21 protein-coding genes and 1 pseudogene are annotated in these 17,430 nt (G+C 71.5%); 13 read left to right on the top strand and 9 right to left on the bottom strand.

From position 1 onward, the window contains the following. Window positions 1–427: pseudogene (locus tag ADY59_RS51940) on the top strand (hypothetical protein); the annotation flags it as partial. Further along, on the top strand, window positions 424–984 hold the full coding sequence (locus ADY59_RS39930) for a DNA-3-methyladenine glycosylase I (RefSeq protein ID WP_049574190.1): 561 nt from the start codon (window positions 424–426) through the stop codon (window positions 982–984). The pseudogene ADY59_RS51940 and the gene ADY59_RS39930, both read left to right, overlap by 4 nt. On the opposite strand, the gene ADY59_RS39925 is transcribed toward ADY59_RS39930, so the two are convergent. After that, a complete protein-coding gene (locus ADY59_RS39925; RefSeq protein ID WP_082310759.1) occupies window positions 969–1,748 on the bottom strand; it encodes an enoyl-CoA hydratase-related protein in 780 nt (259 codons plus the stop codon). The genes ADY59_RS39930 and ADY59_RS39925 overlap by 16 nt on opposite strands. Window positions 1,749–1,800: 52 nt before the next feature. Then, on the bottom strand, window positions 1,801–2,577 hold the full coding sequence (locus ADY59_RS39920; RefSeq protein WP_049574198.1) for a PaaX family transcriptional regulator: 777 nt from the start codon (window positions 2,575–2,577) through the stop codon (window positions 1,801–1,803). A 181-nt stretch (window positions 2,578–2,758) separates the two neighbouring features. Between ADY59_RS39920 and ADY59_RS49260 the strand changes: the two genes are divergently transcribed. Both ADY59_RS49260 and ADY59_RS39915 read left to right on the top strand, forming a co-directional pair. Beyond that, entirely contained in the window at window positions 2,759–2,926 is a 168-nt protein-coding gene (locus tag ADY59_RS49260; protein ID WP_020545024.1) for a DUF3117 domain-containing protein, read from the top strand. A 76-nt stretch (window positions 2,927–3,002) separates the two neighbouring features. After that, window positions 3,003–4,412, top strand: a complete 1,410-nt coding sequence (locus ADY59_RS39915; protein WP_049574184.1) for a leucyl aminopeptidase — start codon at window positions 3,003–3,005, stop codon at window positions 4,410–4,412. A 24-nt stretch (window positions 4,413–4,436) separates the two neighbouring features. Here ADY59_RS39915 and ADY59_RS39910 read toward each other — a convergent pair whose 3' ends face one another. Beyond that, window positions 4,437–5,075 carry an O-methyltransferase gene (locus tag ADY59_RS39910; RefSeq protein ID WP_049574181.1) on the bottom strand — a complete coding sequence of 213 codons (639 nt, stop codon included), beginning with the start codon at window positions 5,073–5,075 and terminating at the stop codon, window positions 4,437–4,439. A 161-nt stretch (window positions 5,076–5,236) separates the two neighbouring features. On the opposite strand from ADY59_RS39910, the gene sigE reads away from it, so the two are divergent. From sigE to ADY59_RS39890, 4 genes are all read left to right on the top strand, one after another. Further along, window positions 5,237–5,878 carry an RNA polymerase sigma factor SigE gene (gene sigE, locus ADY59_RS39905; RefSeq protein ID WP_049574178.1) on the top strand — a complete coding sequence of 214 codons (642 nt, stop codon included), beginning with the start codon at window positions 5,237–5,239 and terminating at the stop codon, window positions 5,876–5,878. A gap of 1 nt (window position 5,879) precedes the next feature. Further along, window positions 5,880–6,407, top strand: a complete 528-nt coding sequence (locus ADY59_RS39900; protein ID WP_049574175.1) for an anti-sigma factor family protein — start codon at window positions 5,880–5,882, stop codon at window positions 6,405–6,407. 161 nt (window positions 6,408–6,568) lie between these two features. After that, window positions 6,569–8,323 carry a trypsin-like peptidase domain-containing protein gene (locus ADY59_RS47820; protein ID WP_053175573.1) on the top strand — a complete coding sequence of 585 codons (1,755 nt, stop codon included), beginning with the start codon at window positions 6,569–6,571 and terminating at the stop codon, window positions 8,321–8,323. Window positions 8,324–8,412: 89 nt separating this feature from the next. After that, complete coding sequence (locus ADY59_RS39890) at window positions 8,413–8,766, top strand: sec-independent translocase (RefSeq protein WP_049574172.1); 354 nt, start codon at window positions 8,413–8,415, stop codon at window positions 8,764–8,766. A 33-nt stretch (window positions 8,767–8,799) separates the two neighbouring features. On the opposite strand, the gene ADY59_RS39885 is transcribed toward ADY59_RS39890, so the two are convergent. Continuing rightward, a complete protein-coding gene (locus ADY59_RS39885) occupies window positions 8,800–9,939 on the bottom strand; it encodes an Mrp/NBP35 family ATP-binding protein (protein ID WP_049574169.1) in 1,140 nt (379 codons plus the stop codon). Between the two features lie 169 nt (window positions 9,940–10,108). On the opposite strand from ADY59_RS39885, the gene ADY59_RS39880 reads away from it, so the two are divergent. Then, a complete protein-coding gene (locus ADY59_RS39880) occupies window positions 10,109–10,564 on the top strand; it encodes a MarR family winged helix-turn-helix transcriptional regulator (RefSeq protein WP_049574167.1) in 456 nt (151 codons plus the stop codon). Here ADY59_RS39880 and ADY59_RS39875 read toward each other — a convergent pair. Together ADY59_RS39875 and ADY59_RS39870 are read right to left on the bottom strand one after the other, a co-directional pair. Further along, window positions 10,548–11,015, bottom strand: a complete 468-nt coding sequence (locus ADY59_RS39875) for a DUF1003 domain-containing protein (RefSeq protein ID WP_049574164.1) — start codon at window positions 11,013–11,015, stop codon at window positions 10,548–10,550. The two genes, ADY59_RS39880 and ADY59_RS39875, sit on opposite strands and share 17 nt — an antisense overlap. Continuing rightward, window positions 11,012–12,217: a magnesium transporter MgtE N-terminal domain-containing protein gene (locus ADY59_RS39870; protein WP_442937787.1), complete on the bottom strand. Its 1,206-nt coding sequence runs from the start codon at window positions 12,215–12,217 to the stop codon at window positions 11,012–11,014. The genes ADY59_RS39875 and ADY59_RS39870 overlap by 4 nt, the downstream gene beginning before the upstream one ends. Window positions 12,218–12,318: 101 nt before the next feature. On the opposite strand from ADY59_RS39870, the gene ADY59_RS39865 reads away from it, so the two are divergent. Beyond that, window positions 12,319–13,269, top strand: coding sequence for an EamA family transporter (locus tag ADY59_RS39865; protein ID WP_049574158.1), 951 nt, complete (start codon window positions 12,319–12,321; stop codon window positions 13,267–13,269). Here the strand turns inward: ADY59_RS39865 and ADY59_RS39860 are convergent. Continuing rightward, window positions 13,221–13,628 (bottom strand): hypothetical protein, encoded by a 408-nt coding sequence (locus tag ADY59_RS39860; protein ID WP_049574155.1) that lies wholly within the window; start codon window positions 13,626–13,628, stop codon window positions 13,221–13,223. The genes ADY59_RS39865 and ADY59_RS39860 overlap by 49 nt on opposite strands. Window positions 13,629–13,696: 68 nt before the next feature. On the opposite strand from ADY59_RS39860, the gene ADY59_RS39855 reads away from it, so the two are divergent. Beyond that, a complete protein-coding gene (locus tag ADY59_RS39855; RefSeq protein ID WP_049574153.1) occupies window positions 13,697–14,629 on the top strand; it encodes an HpcH/HpaI aldolase/citrate lyase family protein in 933 nt (310 codons plus the stop codon). Here ADY59_RS39855 and ADY59_RS39850 read toward each other — a convergent pair. Further along, window positions 14,626–15,168 (bottom strand): DUF6529 family protein, encoded by a 543-nt coding sequence (locus ADY59_RS39850; RefSeq protein WP_049574151.1) that lies wholly within the window; start codon window positions 15,166–15,168, stop codon window positions 14,626–14,628. The genes ADY59_RS39855 and ADY59_RS39850 overlap by 4 nt on opposite strands. After that, a complete protein-coding gene (locus ADY59_RS39845) occupies window positions 15,165–15,848 on the bottom strand; it encodes a hypothetical protein (protein WP_063780928.1) in 684 nt (227 codons plus the stop codon). The genes ADY59_RS39850 and ADY59_RS39845 overlap by 4 nt, the downstream gene beginning before the upstream one ends. 100 nt (window positions 15,849–15,948) lie before the next feature. Here ADY59_RS39845 and ADY59_RS39840 point away from each other — a divergent pair, with 100 nt between their 5' ends. Continuing rightward, complete coding sequence (locus tag ADY59_RS39840; RefSeq protein WP_049574147.1) at window positions 15,949–16,917, top strand: CPBP family intramembrane glutamic endopeptidase; 969 nt, start codon at window positions 15,949–15,951, stop codon at window positions 16,915–16,917. A gap of 202 nt (window positions 16,918–17,119) precedes the next feature. Beyond that, a partial coding sequence (locus ADY59_RS39835) for a hypothetical protein (protein WP_049574143.1) occupies window positions 17,120–17,430 on the top strand: 311 nt, incomplete at its 3' end.

The following is a 17,430-nucleotide window of genomic DNA, read 5'->3' as shown; positions in this document are numbered from 1 at the left end:
CACGGGAGCCCCGTCCGCGGTCACCTCCGCCTGCGGCGCGCCCTCGTCCGGGGAGGCGCTCTCGCCGGGCGCAGGACCGCCCGACGGGAGCGCCTCCCCGGACGAGGGCGCGCCGCAGGCGGAGGTGACCGCGGACGGGGCTCCCGTGGGTGAAGCCTCCTTGGCGGGCGAGGGATCGCACGACGGGGACGCCTCCGCGGAGGCCGCGCCGGACGAGGGCGCGCCGCAGGCGTCCGCCGACGCCGGGGACGCCGGATCCGGCGGAGAAGAGTCCTCGCGCGGCGACCTCTCCTCGGGGAGTGACGCGGCTCCGGACGGCGACGGGTTCCTTGAGAAGGAGCACGAGGGCGACTCTCCTCAGGAGGGGGAGCAGGCCCGGGAGGCGGTACGGGTGCCGCGGGGGAAGGACGGGGACGAGCGGTCGTGAGCGAAGTGATCCGCTGCACGTGGACGGGGATGACGGACCCGCTCTACATCGCCTACCACGACGAGGAGTGGGGCCGCCCCGTGCACGGGGACGACGGGGTGTTCGAGCGCGTGACGCTGGAGGCGTTCCAGTCGGGGCTGTCATGGCTGACGATCCTGCGCAAACGGGAGAACTTCCGCCGCGCCTTCGACCGGTTCTCGATCCCGAAGGTGGCCGGTTACACGGAGAAGGACGTCGAGCGGCTGCTCGGCGATCCGGGGATCGTGCGCAACCGGGCCAAGGTGGAGGCGGCGATCGGCAACGCGCGGGCGGCGCTGGAGCTGCCGGACGGCATTTCTGAGCTTGTCTGGAAATATGCCGACCCCGACTCGCCGGTGCCCGCGTCCATGGCCGACGTGCCCGCCGTCACCCCGGCGTCCAAGGCGCTGGCCAAGGAGCTGAAGGGGCGCGGCTTCAGGTTCGTCGGGCCGACCACCGCCTATGCGCTGATGCAGGCCATCGGCCTGGTCAACGACCACATCGAAGGCTGCGTGGCGCGGGGTCAGGCGGGGCGGTGAAAGACGGGGCGCTCCTTGTTGAGGAACGCCTTGGTGGCCGTCCGGTGATCGTCGGTGGCGACGCATTCGTCCTGCAGGTCGGCCTCCAGGGCGAGTGATTCCGGCAGGGAGTGGGTCGCCGCGTGGGCGAGCGCGCGTTTGGTGGCGGCGAAGGCCCGGGTGGGGCCCTGGGCGAGGAGGGCGGCCAGGTCACGGGCGGCGTCCGGGAGGGCGTCGGGCGCGACGACACGGTTCACCAGGCCGAGTTCCAGGGCGCGGGCGGCGTCGATCGGCTCGCCGAGCAGCATGATCTCAGTGGCGCGGCCGAGGCCGACCAGGCGTTGCAGCGTCCAGGACGCGCCCGAGTCGGGCGCCAGGGCGATGCCGGCGAAGGCGAGCGCGAACTTGGCCTTCTCGGAGGCGACGCGCAGGTCGCAGGCGAAGGCCAGGGAGGCGCCCGCGCCCGCGGCGACGCCGTTGACGGCGGCCACGACCGGCTTGGGCATCGTGGTGATGAGCTCGACGATCGGGTTGTAGTGCGCGCGCACGGTGTCGGCCAGGCCGCGGCCGGCCTCCAGGTTGGCGGCGTGCTCGCGCAGGTCCTGGCCGGCGCAGAAGGCCCGGCCCGAGCCGGTGAGCAGGACGGCGCGGACGTCGGGGGCGCCGGCGGCCTCCCTGAGCGCGTCCAGGAGCGCGGTCTTGAGCTCGGCGGTCAGTGAGTTCATGGCGTCGGGGCGGTCGAGCGTGATGGCGGCGACGGCGTCGCGTACGTCATAGCGGATCAAGGCGTCTCCCTCAGCGGCGGCGGTCAATGGCGGCGGTCGATGGCGGCGGCGGTCAATGCAACTCCCTGTCGACGAACGCGGCGGCCGTGGGCAGCAGCCTGGCGGCCTCCTGCTCGAAGTAGGCGCGGGCCTTCTCGCCAGGCCAGCCGGCGGGCAGCAGCTCGGGCGGCAGCCCGGGGTCGCGGAACAGGAAGTTGCGCCACCCGTGCACCAGCCTGCTCCTGGTCGCGAACACCCGGTCGGGCGCGGCCCGGTCGGGCAGGGCGCTGATCAGCGTGACAGCCTCGGCGTGCCATTGCTCGTACGCCTCGCCGATGGCGGTCAGATCCCATGCCCGGGAGACCAGCTCGCGCGGGTCGCCCTCGATCGCCGCGTCGAACCGGTCGGCGCGCACCCCCTCCCCGTCCAGCAGGTTGTCCAGCTCGATGGAGGAGCGCGGGCCGATCCACGTCGTCTCGGACAGCGCGGCGTAGCCGAGGAAGGTCAGGTCGGCCCTGATCCGCTCGCGGCGCGCCCGGTCTCTGACGGAGCCGAAAACGATCAGGTGCCAGCGGCCGTGCCAGCTCAGCGTCCCGGCTCGGTAAATTCTCAGCGCCGCCTCATCCAGCCGCCTGACGCACTTCGGAGTGAGCCCGTACCCGGCTCCCTGCGGCAGTCTGACGGGCTGCAGCCAGCCCTGCCGCACCATGCGTGAAACGGCGGTACGCACGGCGGGAGCGGCGATTTCCAGCGGTCGCATGAGGCGGACGAGAGCGGCCACGGATGCCTGCCCACCCCGCGAGCGCAGGTGGTCTCCATACAGGTCGAACAGGGCGGCGCGTGCATGCACGAAGTCCAGTTTGGCCGCCTTCGCCCACCCGGACAACGCATTCTGGGAGGAGATCGTTACCCATGAGGGCTCTCGATGCGGGAGAATAGGACATCACAGAAGACGTGAATGCGCCGACCACCCCCCACGGGCGGTCGGAAATCGCGGGCCGCGGGAGCCCAAGGCAGGAAGGGATACACGCATGGCGGCGATGAAGCCGCGGACCGGCGATGGTCCGCTCGAGGTCACCAAGGAAGGGCGCGGCATTGTCATGCGGGTCCCCCTGGAGGGCGGCGGCCGGCTCGTCGTGGAGATTTCCGCCGACGAGGCGAAGGCGCTCGGCGAGGCGTTGAAGAACGTCGTCGGCTGAGAGATCCCGGACAGGTTTGACCCACGACCCTGGCGTACGCCCGCGCCAGGGTCGCTGACGTTGGAGGAGAGCGAACGTGCCCATTGAGACCGCTGCGTCGGTGGTCGCCGAGGTCCCCGCGGAAGCCGCGCTGCTGGCCGTCCCGTACACGCCGGACCTGAGCCCGCCATCAGTGGTCGATCTGCACGTGCCGGTCGCCGGCCTGCTCGCCCACTACGAGGCCAAGGGCGAGGCCGGCGAGATCGTCGAGGTTCCCGTGGCACGCGGCGACGGCGTCGGCCGCGTGCTCCTCTACGGCGTGGGCGACGGCTCGCCGCGCGCCCTGCGCAAGGCCGCGGCCACGCTGACCCGCCGCGTGCGCGGCCAGGACGAGCTGGTGGTGCTGGCGCCCGAGGGTGACGTGACCTCGTTCGCCGAGGCCGCGCTGCTGGCCGCCTACTCCTTCAAGATCGGCTCGCCGGGCAGGCGGCCGGTGGCCGCGCTCACGTTCGCGGGCGCCGACGAGCAGCAGGTCCGGCGCGGTGAGAGCGTGGCGCGGGCCGTGGCGCTGGCCCGCGACCTGTCCAACACGCCGTCGTCGGTGAAGAACCCGGCCTGGCTCGCCGACCGTGCCGCCGAGCAGGACCTGCCCGTGCGCGTGTGGGACGAGGAGGAGCTGCGGGCCGGGGGATTCGGCGGCATCGTGGCGGTCGGCCAGGGCTCGGTCAGCCCGCCGCGGCTCATCCAGCTGTCCTACACGCCCGCCGAGCCGGCCACGCGTCACGTCGTGCTGGTGGGCAAGGGCATCACGTTCGACTCCGGCGGCCTGTCGCTCAAGCCGACGGACAACATGAAGACCCAGAAGACCGACATGGCGGGCGGCGCCGTGGTGATCGCCGTCCTCGGCGCGCTGGCCAGGCTCGGCGCGCCGGTGCGGGTCACCGGCCTGATCGCCGCCGCCGAGAACATGCCGTCCGGCACCGCCCAGCGGCCCAGCGACGTCATCAAGCAGTACGGCGGCCGCACGGTCGAGGTGCTCAACACCGACGCCGAGGGCCGGTTGGTGCTGGCCGACGCGCTCGCCTACGCCGACGCCGAGCTGGACCCCGACGTGATCGTGGACATCGCCACGCTGACCGGCGCGATGAGCGTGGCGCTCGGGCGCGGCGTCGGCGGCCTCTACGCCACCGACGACGAGCTGGCCGCGCAGCTCGTGGCGGCCGGGCAGGAGAGCGACGACAAGCTGTGGCGGATGCCGCTGATCGACGACTACGCCGAGGGGCTGCGGTCGTCGGTGGCCGATCTGGCCAACATCGAGGTCGGCTCCACCTACGGGGCCGGGTCGATCACGGCGGCGCTGTTCCTGAAGGAGTTCGTGGGGGAGCGGTCCTGGGCCCACCTCGACATCGCCGGTGTGGGACGCAGCACCGTCGACGAGGGCGTGCTGACCAAGGGGGCCACGGGCTTCGGCGTCCGGGTGCTCCTGGAGTGGCTGACCCGCCCCTAGGGGCCCGTACGGAAGCGCGTACGGCTAGTCGGCGACCTTGACGGCGGCCAGCAGGCCGTCGCCGAGGGGCATGAGCACCGAGCGCAGGCGGTCGTCACCCTGCACCAGCTTGCCCAGCTCGCGCAGCGAGACCGTGTCGGGGTCGCGCTGCGCGGGGTCGGCCACCCGGTTGTGCCACAGCACGTTGTCGAAGGCGACGACGCCGCCCACGCGCAGCAGGCGCACCGACTCGGCGAGGTAGTCGGCGTACTCCTGCTTGGCGGCGTCGGCGAAGACGAGGTCGTAGCCGCCGTCGGAGAGCCGGGGCAGCACGTCGAGCGCGCGGCCCGCGATCAGGCGCACCCGGCCGCCGGAGAACCCGGCCTCGGCGAACGCCTGCCGGGCCAGCCGCTGGTGCTCCGGCTCGACGTCGACGCTGGTCAGCGTGCCGTCGGAGCGCATGCCGCGCAGCAGCCAGAGCCCGGACACGCCGCAGCCGGTGCCGACCTCGACGACCGACTTGGCGTTGACCGCCGTGGCGAGGAAGCACAACGCCGCGCCGCCGCCGGGAAGGATGGGCGTGGCGCCCATCTCCAGCCCGCGCTGCCGCGCCGCGTGCAAGATCTCATCTTCCTGATGGAACTGCTCCGCATAGGCCAGAGTGGCCTCTACCGGACTGGTCATCGGCCTCCTCCCCCCACTTTCGTGCGATTGGTCACCGATCGCAGCCTAGGGGAGACACGCCGGGACGGGAACTCAGGAGGGCGCCGAGGCGTTGCAGGTTTAAACGGGCTTTGCCGGTCCTGAAGGCAGCCAATGCGCACGAAGGGACAAAACCAGGCACTATGGCGGTAGCGGTGGTCCCAGAGAGAGGAGTTCTGGTGGACGAAAGTAACCACCAGGCCGAGACTCCGACGAGCATGTCCGAATCCGACTGGACTCCTCCCACGTGGGAGGAAGTGGTGCGGACTCACTCCGCACGCGTGTATCGCCTGGCGTACCGCCTGACCGGCAACGTCCACGACGCCGAGGACCTCACCCAGGAGGTCTTCGTCCGTGTGTTCAGGTCGCTGTCGAGTTACACCCCGGGCACGTTCGAAGGGTGGCTGCACCGGATCACGACCAACCTGTTCCTCGACATGGCGCGGCGCAAGCAGCGCATCAGGTTCGAGGGGCTGGCCGACGACGCGGCGGAGCGACTCCGTGGCCGCGAGCCGTCGCCGGCGCAGGCGTTCGACGACGCGCACCTCGAGCCCGACATCCAGGCGGCGCTCGACGCGCTCGCCCCGGAGTTCCGGGCCGCGATCGTGCTGTGTGACATCGAGGGCCTGTCGTATGAGGAGATCGCGGCCACGCTCAGCGTCAAGCTGGGCACGGTTCGGAGCCGCATCCATCGTGGCCGGGCGCAGTTGCGGGAGGCGCTCGACCACCGGGCTCCCCGTAATTCCCAACTCCCCCCGACCGTTACCCGTGGGGAGGAAGTCTGATATGGCTCATCTTGGAGAACGCATATCCGCGCTGGTCGACGGAGAGCTCGGCCACACCGACAGGGAACGCGCGCTCGCGCATCTGACATTCTGCGCTGACTGCAGGCGTGAGGTCGAGTCGATGCGGGCGCTGAAGTCGCGCCTGCGCTCGCTCGACGGGCCGTCGATGCCGGCCGACCTGACCATGTCGCTGCTGCGGATGGCCGAGCCGGGCGGCCCGTTGCCGCCCCGCGAGCGGCCTTTCCCTACCCGGACGTTCGGAGGGGTGCCCATCCCGGGGCCGCACAGCATCGCCCCTTTGGACAACAGGCCCCGCAGGGGCGCCAGTGGTGGCGCATCTTCGGGGCCGGGCCGGGGCGCTAGGCGGCGCACCGCGTACGTGGCGGTCAGCGTGGTCTCCGCGGCCGTGGCGCTCGGCACGTTCTTCGCCGTGTCGGGTGGCGGGCAGACCTCCACGCCGCCGGTCGAGCTGGTCAAGCGCGTACAGAACTCGCCCTCGACCGGGCAGACGACCGCTCCCACTCCCTGACCGGTTCGGTACTGGGATACTCGGGGTGGCGTAGTCCATGGCGTGGTGGGCATACGATCTGAGATCGGGATTTGTCGGTTTTTGCTGACAATTGCTTTACGACTCTCGTATGCCGATCACGCCATGATTGCGGTGTCCGAGCAAGGAGTGGTGAGTAGTAGATGACCGACGAGACGCGCCCCGACGATGGACGCAAGCCGTCGGACAACCCTGATCCACAGGGGCGGCCGGAGTTCCTGCCCGCCGGCGACCAGCCGGAGCGGCGGCCCGAGCCGAGCTGGGGCGCGCCGTCGGGCGAGCCCGGCGACACCACGATCTACGGCACCCCGCCCCACTCCTTCGGCTCCCCCGAGGGCGGCAGGGGCGACACGCGCGCCTACGAGACGCCCTCCTTCGGCGCCCCCTACGGCATGAGCAACCCCGCGGGCGAAGGCCCCTCCTACGCCCCACCGGGCGCCGACGGCCCCTCTTACAATCCACCGGGCGCCGAGAGCCCCTCCTACGGCTTCAGCAGCCCCGGCGGCGAAGGCCCGTCCTACGCCCCACCCGGCGCGGAGGGCCCTTCCTACGGCTTCGGCAACCCCGGCGGCGAAGGCTCTCCGTACGGCTTCGGCAATCCCAGTGGTGAGGGGTCGGCCTACGGGTTCGGCAACCCCGGTGGTGAGGGGCCGGCGTTCGGGCACCGGGGCACGCCGCCTCCGCCCCCGAGGGCCCTCGGGATGGGCCCCGGGTGGGCGCCGCCGCCTCCGGGCGGGATGTTCGGCGGCACGATGGCGCTGCCCAGGCGCGGGCCGAGCACCTCGTTCCTCGTGGTGCTCGCCATCGTCATCGCCCTGGTGGCCTCACTGCTCGGCAGCCTCGGCACCTACCTGCTGACCAGGCCGGGCGGCGGCACCGACCCGAGCTTCAACCTTGGCGCCGCGCCCACCGGCAGCACCAACAGGCCGCCCGAGTCCGTGGCCGGGGTGGCCTCGCGGGTGCTGCCCAGCGTGGTGTCCCTGGAGGTCGGCAACGTCGGCAACACCGAGGGCGCCTCCGGCTCCGGCTTCCTGATCAAGGACGGCTACGTGGTGACCAACAACCACGTGGTCGCGCTGGCGGCCAAGGGCGGCGAGATCAAGATCCAGTTCAACAACCGCAAGACCACGTCGGCCCGCATCGTCGGCCGCGACCCCGGCTCCGACCTGGCCGTGGTCAAGCCCGACGAGACGTTCGGCACGCCGGAGATCCGGCTCGGCAACTCCGACGAGGTGGTCGTGGGCGACCCCGTCATCGCGATCGGCTCGCCGCTGGGCCTGACGGGCACGGTCACGACCGGCATCGTCAGCTCGCTCAACCGTCCCGTCATCGCGGGCGACGAGAGCGGCGGCGCCGGCGAGGAGCCCGCCTACATCAGCGCCATCCAGACCGACGCCGCGATCAACCCGGGCAACTCGGGTGGGCCGCTGGTCAACGGCAGGGGCGAGGTCGTCGGCGTCAACTCGGCGATCGCCACGCTGAGCCGGTCGGTCACCAACCAGAGCGGCAGCATCGGCCTCGGCTTCGCGATCCCGGTCAACCAGGCCCGCCGCGTCGCCCAGGAGCTCGTCACCACCGGCAAGGCCAAGCGCCCCAAGATCGGCATCGTGCTCGACCCGGAGTGGCGGGGCGAGGGCGTCCGCATCGCCACCGGCAACCGCAGCGGCCGCCCGCCTGTCGACGCCGGCGGTCCCGCCGAGAAGGCGGGCCTCAAGGCGGGTGACGTGATCCTGGAGGTCGACGGCCTGCGCCTGCAGGACGGCAACGAGCTCATCGCGCTGATCCGCAGCAAGTCGCCCGGCTCGAAGATCGAGATCAAGTACGAGCGCGACGACAAGGAGCACACCGCGACCCTGGTGGTGAGCGCCGATGAGGAGCCGGTGCCCACCCCGTCCTGAACCGGGGTGCGGACCGGTTCGCGGAAGCCCGTACTCTGTGGGTAGGCCGGGGTTTTGTCCCCGGAGCGGATGGACTGGTAGGAGCTCAGGTGTTCGGACTTGGCTGGTTGGAGATCGGTGCGCTGATCGTCATCGCGCTGCTGGTCTTCGGTCCGGAGAAGCTGCCCCAGGCGGCCTCGCAGGCCGGCAAGACGCTGCGCAACCTGCGGCGGATGGCCAACAACGCGCGTGACGACCTGCGTGCCGGGCTGGGGCCGGAGTTCAAGGACTTCGACCCGGCCGACCTCAATCCGCGCAACTTCGTGCGCAAGCACCTGCTCGACGACCTCGACGACGACTGGAACTCCAAGCCCACGCTGGAGCCCGCGCCCGCCTACGCGGCGCCGGTGGCCGACGAGCTGGGCGTCGGGGAGATCCCGCCCTACGACTCAGAGGCGACCTGACGGGCCCACGCTCGTGGGCCCGCCATGGTGAGGTCAGCCCCGGTTGGGGGCCAGGCCGAGCTGCATGCCCTTGAGGCTGGACGAGCGCTTGCTCAGGCCCGACGCGATCGAGCGGAGCTCGGCGGCGGCGGGGGAGTCGGGGTCGGTGAGGACGAGCGGCTTGCCCTCGTCGCCGCCCTCGCGCAGGCGCAGGTCGATGGGCACCTGACCGAGCAGCGGCACCCGGGCGCCGAGCGTGCGGGTCAGGGCGTCGGCGACCGTCTGGCCGCCGCCCTCGCCGAAGACCGCGATGCGCTCGTCGCAGTGCGGGCAGGGCAGCCAGGCCATGTTCTCGATGACGCCGGCGATCTGCTGGTGGGTCTGGGCGGCGATGGAGCCGGCCCGCTCGGCCACCTCGGCGGCGGCCATCTGCGGCGTGGTGACGACCAGGATCTCGGCCCCGGGCAGGCGCTGCGCCACCGAGATGGCGATGTCGCCGGTGCCGGGCGGCAGGTCGAGCAGCAGGACGTCGAGGTCGCCCCAGTAGACGTCGGCCAGGAACTGGTGCAGCGCGCGGTCGAGCATCGGCCCGCGCCAGACCACCGGCGTGTTGCCCTCGGGCTTGAACATGCCGACCGAGATGACCTTGATGTCATGCGCCATCGGCGGCATGATCATGTCTTCGACCTTGGTGGGCCGCTCGGCGGCGCCCAGCATGCGCGGGATGCTGTGGCCGTAGATGTCGGCGTCGACGATGCCGACCTTGAGCCCGCCGGCGGCCATGGCGGCCGCGAGGTTGACCGTCACGGACGACTTGCCGACGCCGCCCTTGCCGCTGGCCACCGCGAAGACGCGGGTCAGCGAGCCGGGCTGGTTGAAGGGGATCTCTTTTTCCGGCCCCCGGTCGCCGCGCAGCGTGGTCTGCAGCGTCTTGCGCTGCTCCGCGCTCATCACGTCGAGCTCGATCTCCACGCCCGTGACGCCGTCGAGCTTGGCGACCGACGTGGTGACGTCGCGCCGGATGGTGTCCTTCATCGGACACCCGGCCACGGTGAGGTAGACGCCGACTCGCACCTTGCCGTCTGTGGCGATGTCGATGCCCTTGACCATGCCGAGGTCGGTGATCGGGCGGCGGATCTCGGGGTCGATGACGGTGGCGAGGGCGGCCGTCACCTGTTCCTGGGTTGGTGCCATCGAAGTCTCGGCACGCCCGCGGACGAGGGTGCCGTCCCTCCTTTGCCGGTATATGTGTGACAGGCGCCTGTACGCCAGTGAGGATGCCCCTCCATGGTATGAACCTGGCGGGCCGCCCCGTTAATCCAGCGCGGTTTTAGGTGTACGTGCAACGTTCTAAGGTTACTCCGTGACTGTTCTGCCCGACGAGGGGCTCACCGCCGGGGAGTTGACCGTCTGGCGGACCCTGCAGCGCGCCCAGGTGGGGATCGCCCGGCACCTGGAGGCCGAGCTGCTCGACGGCCACGACCTGCCGCTGGCCTCGTTCGACGTGCTGACGCAGCTCGCCGAGGCGCCGGGGCGGCGGCTGCGGATGAACGACCTGGCGGGCCGGGTGCTGCTGTCGCGCAGCGGCCTGACGCGGTTGATCGACCGGCTGCAGCGTGACGGGCTGGTGACGCGCGAGGCGTGCGCGAGCGACGCCCGGGGCCTGTTCGCGGTGCTGACGCGGGCCGGGGTGGAGCGCCTGGCCGAGGCGACGCCCACCTACCGGCGCGGCGTCCGGGCGATGTTCCTGGACCGGCTGGCGCCGGGCGACCTGGCCCTGGTGCGCGACCTGCTGGCCAGGCTCACGGACGCTCCCTGAGGTCCTCGCCCAGCCGCTGGAGCTCCGAGCGCAGGTAGTCGCGGGTGGTCACCTCGCCCATGGCCAGCCGCAGGCCGGCGATCTCCCGGGTCAGATACTCGATCTCCGCCTGGTTGCGCTCGGCGGTGTCGCGGTCCTGCTCGTACTGGACGCGGTCGCGGTCGTCCTGCCGGTTCTGCGCCAGCAGGATGAGCGGAGCGGCGTAGGAGGCCTGCAACGACAGCATGAGCGTGAGGAAGATGAACGGATACGGGTCGAACTGCAGGCGGCCGGGGGCGACGACGTTCCAGATGATCCACACCGCGACGAACACGGTCATGTAGACCAGGAACCGCGCTGTGCCGAGGAAGCGCGCGATCCGCTCCGACAGCCGGCCGAACGCCTCGGGGTCGTAGTGCGGCCGCAGCGAGCGGCGCAGCTCCCTGGGCTGGTCCAGGCGCTCGCTCGTCACGGCTCCGGCCTCTCGCGCCAGTCTTCGGGCAGCAGGTGGTCCAGCACGTCGTCCACGGTGACCGCGCCGACGAGCCGGTTCAGCTCGTCCACCACCGGCGCCGCGACGAGGTTGTAATTGGCCAGGTAGAAGGCCACCTCCGGCAGCGTGAACTCCGGCCTGATCGGGTCGATCGACGGGTCGAGCACGGCGCCCAGCAGCGTGGACGGCGGGTCGCGCAGCAGCCGCTGGAAGTGCGTCACGCCCAGGTACGGGCCCGTCGGGGTCTCGTTCGGCGGCCGGGTGACGTAGACCTGGGCGGCGACGGCGGGGGTCAGGTCCTGCTGCCGGATGTGCGCGAGCGCCTCGGCGACGGTGCCGCTCGGCGGCAGGATCACCGGCTCGCTGGTCATCATGCCGCCCGCGGTGTCCTGCGGGTAGGTGAGCAGCCGCCGCACCGGGGCGGCCTCCTTGGGCTCCATCAGCGCCAGCAGCTCGGCCGCCTGCTGGTCGGGCAGGTCACCCAGCAGGTCGGCGGCGTCGTCCGGGTTCATCTCCTCCAGCACGTCGGCGGCCCGCTCGGGCTCCAGCATGCCGAGGATGCCGATCTGGTCGCCGGGCGGCAGCTCCTCCAGCACGTCGGCCAGCCGGTCGTCGTCGAGCGCCCGGGCGATCTCGATGCGCCGCTTGCCGGGCAGGTCGTGCAGCGCGCTGGCCATGTCGGCGGCCCGCATCTCCTCGAAGGAGGCGATCAGCCCGGCCGCGCCCTGGTCGGACTGCAGGATGTCGAACCCGGACACCTCGCTCCAGTCGACGACCTTCGGCTCGCGCCTGCGCCTGCCCTTGTAGACGGCGACCTTGGTGATCTGCCAGGCGGACGGCTTGATCTCGGCCATGGCCACGTCGTAGACGGTCATCTCCTCGCCGCGCACCCGGACGGTCAGGTCCAGCATCTCACCGATCACCAGGGTCTCGGTGGCGCGCTGCTCGAACCTGCGCATGTTGATCCGCCCGGTGAAGATCACCGCGCCCGCCTCGATGCCGCGCACGCGGGTGATCGGCAGGAAGACGCGGCGGCGCGGCTGCACCTCCACCACCATGCCGTGCGCGCTCGGCGGCCGGTTGCCGCGCAGGCTGGTCACCACGTCGCGGATGCGGCCGATCTGGTCGCCCGCGGGGTCGAAGACCGGGGTGCCTGCCAGGCGGGCCACGAAGATCTGCACGTCAGCCACGTTAACAGGGGCTCGCCGTTGCGCCCGGGACCCCGGACATGTCAGTATCAAACGTTTTGTACGGTAATTACTTCCCCCCTGGTGGTGCGCCCATGCGGTATGCGGGACTCGCGATCGCTTTCGTGTCCTCGATGTGCTTCGCGTTCTCGGGCCCGATGGCGAAGTACCTCATCGCCTCCGGCCTCGCCCCCATCGAGGCGGTGTGGGCGCGGATGGCCGGCGCCGGCCTGCTGCTGATCGCCGTGCTGGCCGTGGTCAAGCCGGCCGCGCTGCGCATCCCGCGCGCACGGCTCCCGTTCTTCGGCATGTACGCGATCGTCGCCGTGGCGGCGGTGCAGTTGCTCTACTTCCTGGCGATCACCCGGCTGCCGGTCGGCATCGCGCTGCTGCTGGAGTTCATGGCGCCGGTGATGGTCGTGGTCTGGGTGCGGTTCGTGCGCAAGGTACGGCTCGCCAGGGCCGCGTTCGTGGGCGCGGTGACGGCCGTGCTGGGGCTGGGCATCGTGGTGGAGGTCTGGAGCGGGCTGCGCCTGGACGCGCTGGGGCTGCTGCTGGCGCTGGCGGCGGGGGCGTGCTGCGCCGGATATTTCCTGATGAGCGATAGCTTCGGGGACGACGTGGACCCGCTCGGGCTGATCGCCTGGGGGCTGGCCGGGGCGGCCGTCGTGCTGATGCCGTTCGCCCGGCCGTGGGACATCCCGTGGTCCGCCTTCGTCTCGGTCGCCACGCCGGCGGCCGGGGCGCTGGAACTGCCGGTGCTCGGCGCGTACTTGTGCATGGTGCTCATCGCCACCGTGACGGCCTACATCCTGGGGGTGAACGCGGTGCGCCGGCTGTCGGCGGCCGTGGGCGCGACCGTGGCCTCGCTGGAGGTGATCGGCGGCGCGATCGTGGCCTGGGTGCTGCTCGGGGAGGAACTGGGCGTATTCCAGATCGTCGGCGGCGTGATCGTGCTGTCGGGCGCGCTGCTCGCCCAGACCGCCACGGCCAGCGCTCAGCCGTCGCCCGCCACCGGGCTCGCCGAACCGGTGCGCACCGGCTGAGGAGTCAGTCGCAGCACCGTCGAGCCGGCCGCCCACCGCTCGGCCAGGTGCTCGCTGTCGCGCGCGTTGAGCCGCTCCTTGGCCAGCACCGCGACCGCCTCGGGCTCGGCGGCCTGGTCGACCACCGCGACGTCGGCGTCGAACTCGGCGAGCCTGACGCCGTTGTCCTTGCTCCGCAGGGTCACCCGGACGCTGCCGAGCCCCTCCAGGCCGGGCAGGCGCTGCTCCTCGCCGCCCGTCACCAGGTAGATGGCGCCGTCGTGCCAGGCGTGCCAGGCCAGCCGGGGGCGGTCGAGAGCGAGCCAGAGGATGCCGGACTTCTTGGCGCCCTCCTGGATGGCCGCGGTGATGTCGCTCACGGCTCGACTCTAGCCCGAATGACGCGGCCGATCACCGGGGTGGGCGGGCCGGGCACTAGCGTAGGCGCATGCGATCACGTCGGTCGGTCCTCGCGGTGCCCGGTAGCAACCTCCGCTTCCTCGAGAAGGCGCAGGGCCTGCCCGCGGACGAGGTGTTCCTCGACCTGGAGGACGCCGTCGCGCCGCTGGCCAAGGAGGAGGCCCGCCGCAACATCGTGACCGCCCTGCGCGAAGGCGACTGGACCGGCAAGACCCGCGTCGTGCGGGTCAACGACCTGACGACGCAGTGGACGTACCGGGACGTGATCGAGATCGTCGAGGGGGCGGGGGACCGGCTCGACTGCCTGATGCTGCCCAAGGTCCAGGACCCGACCGAGGTCGTCTGGCTCGACACGCTGCTCACCCAGATCGAGAAGACGATGGGCTTCGAGGTGGGCCGGATCGGCATCGAGGCGCAGATCGAGAACGCCCGGGGGCTGGTCAACGTCGACTCCATCGCCGGGTCGTCCAGGCGGCTGGAGACGCTGGTGTTCGGGCCGGCCGACTTCATGGCCTCGATCAACATGCGTACGCTCGTCGTCGGTGAGCAGCCGCCCGGCTACGAGGAGGGCGACGCCTACCACTACATCCTGATGCGGTTGCTGATGGCCGCCCGGATGCACGACCTGCAGGTCATCGACGGGCCCTACCTGCAGATCAGGGACGTCGACGGCTACCGGCGGGTGGCCCGGCGGGCCGCAGCGCTCGGCTTCGACGGCAAGTGGGTGCTGCACCCGTCGCAGATCGAGGCGGCCAACGAGGTGTTCTCGCCGTCCCAGGAGGACTACGACCACGCCGAGCTGATCCTGGAGGCGTACGAGCACTACACCACCGTGGAGAAGCGCGGCGCGGTCATGCTGGGCGACGAGATGATCGACGAGGCGTCACGCAAGATGGCGCTGGTCGTGGCCGCCAAGGGTCGGGCCGCCGGGCTGAGCCGGACGACCCGGTTCGAGCCCTAGATCTTCAGGCCGATCGTCGTGAAGAACCAGAACGACGAGGTCAGCCACAGCCCGACCAGCGCGGTGAACGCCAGCCCGCCCAGCACCGGCAGCGTCCAGCCCGGCGCGTCGGCCTTGCGCAGCGACAGCATCTTGGCCACGAACACGCCGTAGAAGAAGCAGCCCAGCAGCGAGTGGATGGCCACCCGGGGCACGTCGTACTGCAGGCCGAGCGCGTACAGGCAGTGGAACGCGACGGGGATCGTGAGCAGGAAGGCGAGCCTGCCCGACCAGCGGTGCACGCCCGCGGGGATGTCGACGCCGAGCCGCCCCCACAGCGACAGGGCCGAGACGACCTGCACCACCGCCAGCACGGCCGCGCCGGTCGTCAGCCACACCTTCATCGGCAGCGCGGCGGAGAATCCCGCGACGCCGACGGCGAAGCCGGTCGGGGTGTGCGCGCGGCCGTACACGCCGAGCGCGATCATGAACAGGCCGCCGGCGAGCAGCGGCACCAGCAGCGCGACACCGCGCGCCGGGGGGCGCTGGAGGGCGGTCATCTCATCTCCTCGATGAAGCCGTCGACGTCCTCGGGCGTGACGGTGGTTCCGTTGACGGTGACGGGGCTGGTCGGCGCGTCGCCGTCCAGCTTCGGCGTCGGCACCTGCTCGTCGTCCTGGAACGCGGTGCCGACCTGGGTGAAGCCGCCCTGCGGGTTGCGCAGGACGATCCAGCCCGCGCGGATCTTGGCTCCCCTGACGATGGCGCTGGCCCGGTACAGGCCGGAGGGCTTCTTCGCGACGGGCGCCTCGAAGGTCCACTTCCTGCCGCCGACCGCCACCTCGCCCGCGGCCTTGCCGCCGCCGAGCTCGGCCTCGACCGTGGCCTTGCCGAAGCCCTCCAGCGTGAGCTCGGGGCCGGTCGCGTCGCCCTTGAACCAGGCCTCGGTCTTGCCGTCGCAGAAGTAGCCGATGGCCTTGCCGTCGCGCACGGAGATCGCGATCAGGCCGCCGTTGCCCTTGACGCGGCCCGCGTAGTCGGCCTTCCTCGGCGCGGCGGGCGCGGATTCCTCGAACGTGGGGGTGGCGCTCGGCTCGGGCGTGCTCTCCTGCGCCGGAGTGTCGTTCGCGGTCACGACGGTGTCGTCCGCCGCGGGTGTCGCGGTGATGCTGGCGACACCCAGCCCCGCGGCGAGCACGGCGCCCACCGCCAGGGTGATGACTGGTCCCAGCCTTGACATGGATGTGCTCCCAGGGTCGAAATGCCTACGTCCCCGAGCATCCGCCGAAATCGCCGCGCCGTCTGTGAACTATTGCGTACAGGCTGGGAAGATTCTGTAGATGCAGGAGAATTCCGGGCCGCCTCATCCGTACGGCACGTACCCGTACCCGCCGCCTCAGCCGTCCTGGTACGTGCCGGTGCCCAGCGGAGCCCGGTACGACCACCTGGCGCGCACGCCCGCGGCCCAGCCCTGGCGGCAGCTCGTCGGCACGGTCGTGGTCGCGGCCGGGTTCTTCGTGGTGGGGTTCGTCGTGCTGTTCGCCGGGATGATGCTCGGCGCCGTCCTGGGCATCCCGCAGCCCGTCAATCCCGAGCAGATCTCCAGCGATCCGGTGTTCGGGATGGCCCAGTTGCTGCTGTCCCTCGCCGCCGTGCTGCCGCTGGTGTTCGGCACGGTCGCGCTCGTGCAGCGGCGGCGGCCCGGGACGATCTCCTCGGTCGCCGGGCGGCTGCGGTGGGGCTGGATGCTGCGCTGCGCCGCGCTGGCCGTGCTGGCGCTGGTGCTCGGGCAGGCCGCCCAGCTCGTGGTGCTGGCGATCACGGGGGAGCGGGTCGACGACTTCTTCGGGTGGGCCGGGTGGGCGTACTTCCTGCCGGCGCTCATCGTCATCGTGCTGCTGGTGCCGTTCCAGGCGGCAGCCGAGGAGTACGTGTTCCGCGGGTGGTTCCTGCAGGCGTTCGGGGCGCATGTGCGCAATCCGGTGTGGAGCATCCTGATCAGCTCGGCGGTGTTCGCGGGCATGCACGGCTACTCGTCGGCGGGGCTGGTGGACGTGTTCCTGTTCGGGGCGGTCATGGGGTTCCTGGCCGTGCGGACCGGGGGGCTGGAGGCGCCGATCGCGCTGCACGTGGTGAACAACATGGTGGCGTTCGGGCTGAGCGCGGCCTCGGGGCGGCTCGACGACGCGCTGTTGCAGGACCAGGTGCCGTGGCAGTCGCTGGCGGGGTCGCTGGTGCAGCTCGGGGTGTTCGCGGTCGGGGTGCTCTATCTTGCCAAAAAGCGGTCAGTCAGTCCCTTTTCCGGATAAATCCCCTCGGGGTGCCGGGAATCTCGCTAGAGAGGTCTCGCCATTCCGGCTCCGGCGTGCTGGTCTGGATGTTGTGGGCTGCGAGCGTCATTCGGAGGTGATCATCCGCGCCCCTCGGGGTAGAAGCAGTGGAACGGTCCGCCCCGCGGCCCGATCCGCCCGCCGACCAGGCCTGATCTGACACGTTGAGGAGGTACGGCGCGTGGCCTCCGGCGCCAGTGACCCGCCCCGGCGACCGCCGGGCGACGACGATCCGCGTTCCGAGAGCGACTCCGGCGAGCCCAGGATCAGGCACTCCCCGCCGGGACCCAGCGACGACCGGGCCCGCGGCTTACCGCTCACCTCCCCCTGGGGCATGCCGCCGTTCTCCGCCCCCACCCCGGAGGACGAGGCCCAGGACCCTCCCAAGGGCAGGCGCCCGTACAGCTCCCCGACGGCCGACCCGGAGACCGAACCACGCCGCCGGCCCCGCCGCACGGTCAACCGGCCGGACAAACTCGTCGCCTCAGGCCC

It is taken from the genome of Nonomuraea sp. SBT364, from assembly GCF_001083785.1.
Classification (GTDB): domain Bacteria; phylum Actinomycetota; class Actinomycetes; order Streptosporangiales; family Streptosporangiaceae; genus Nonomuraea.
This window is presented reverse-complemented; position numbering and strand designations above follow the sequence as displayed.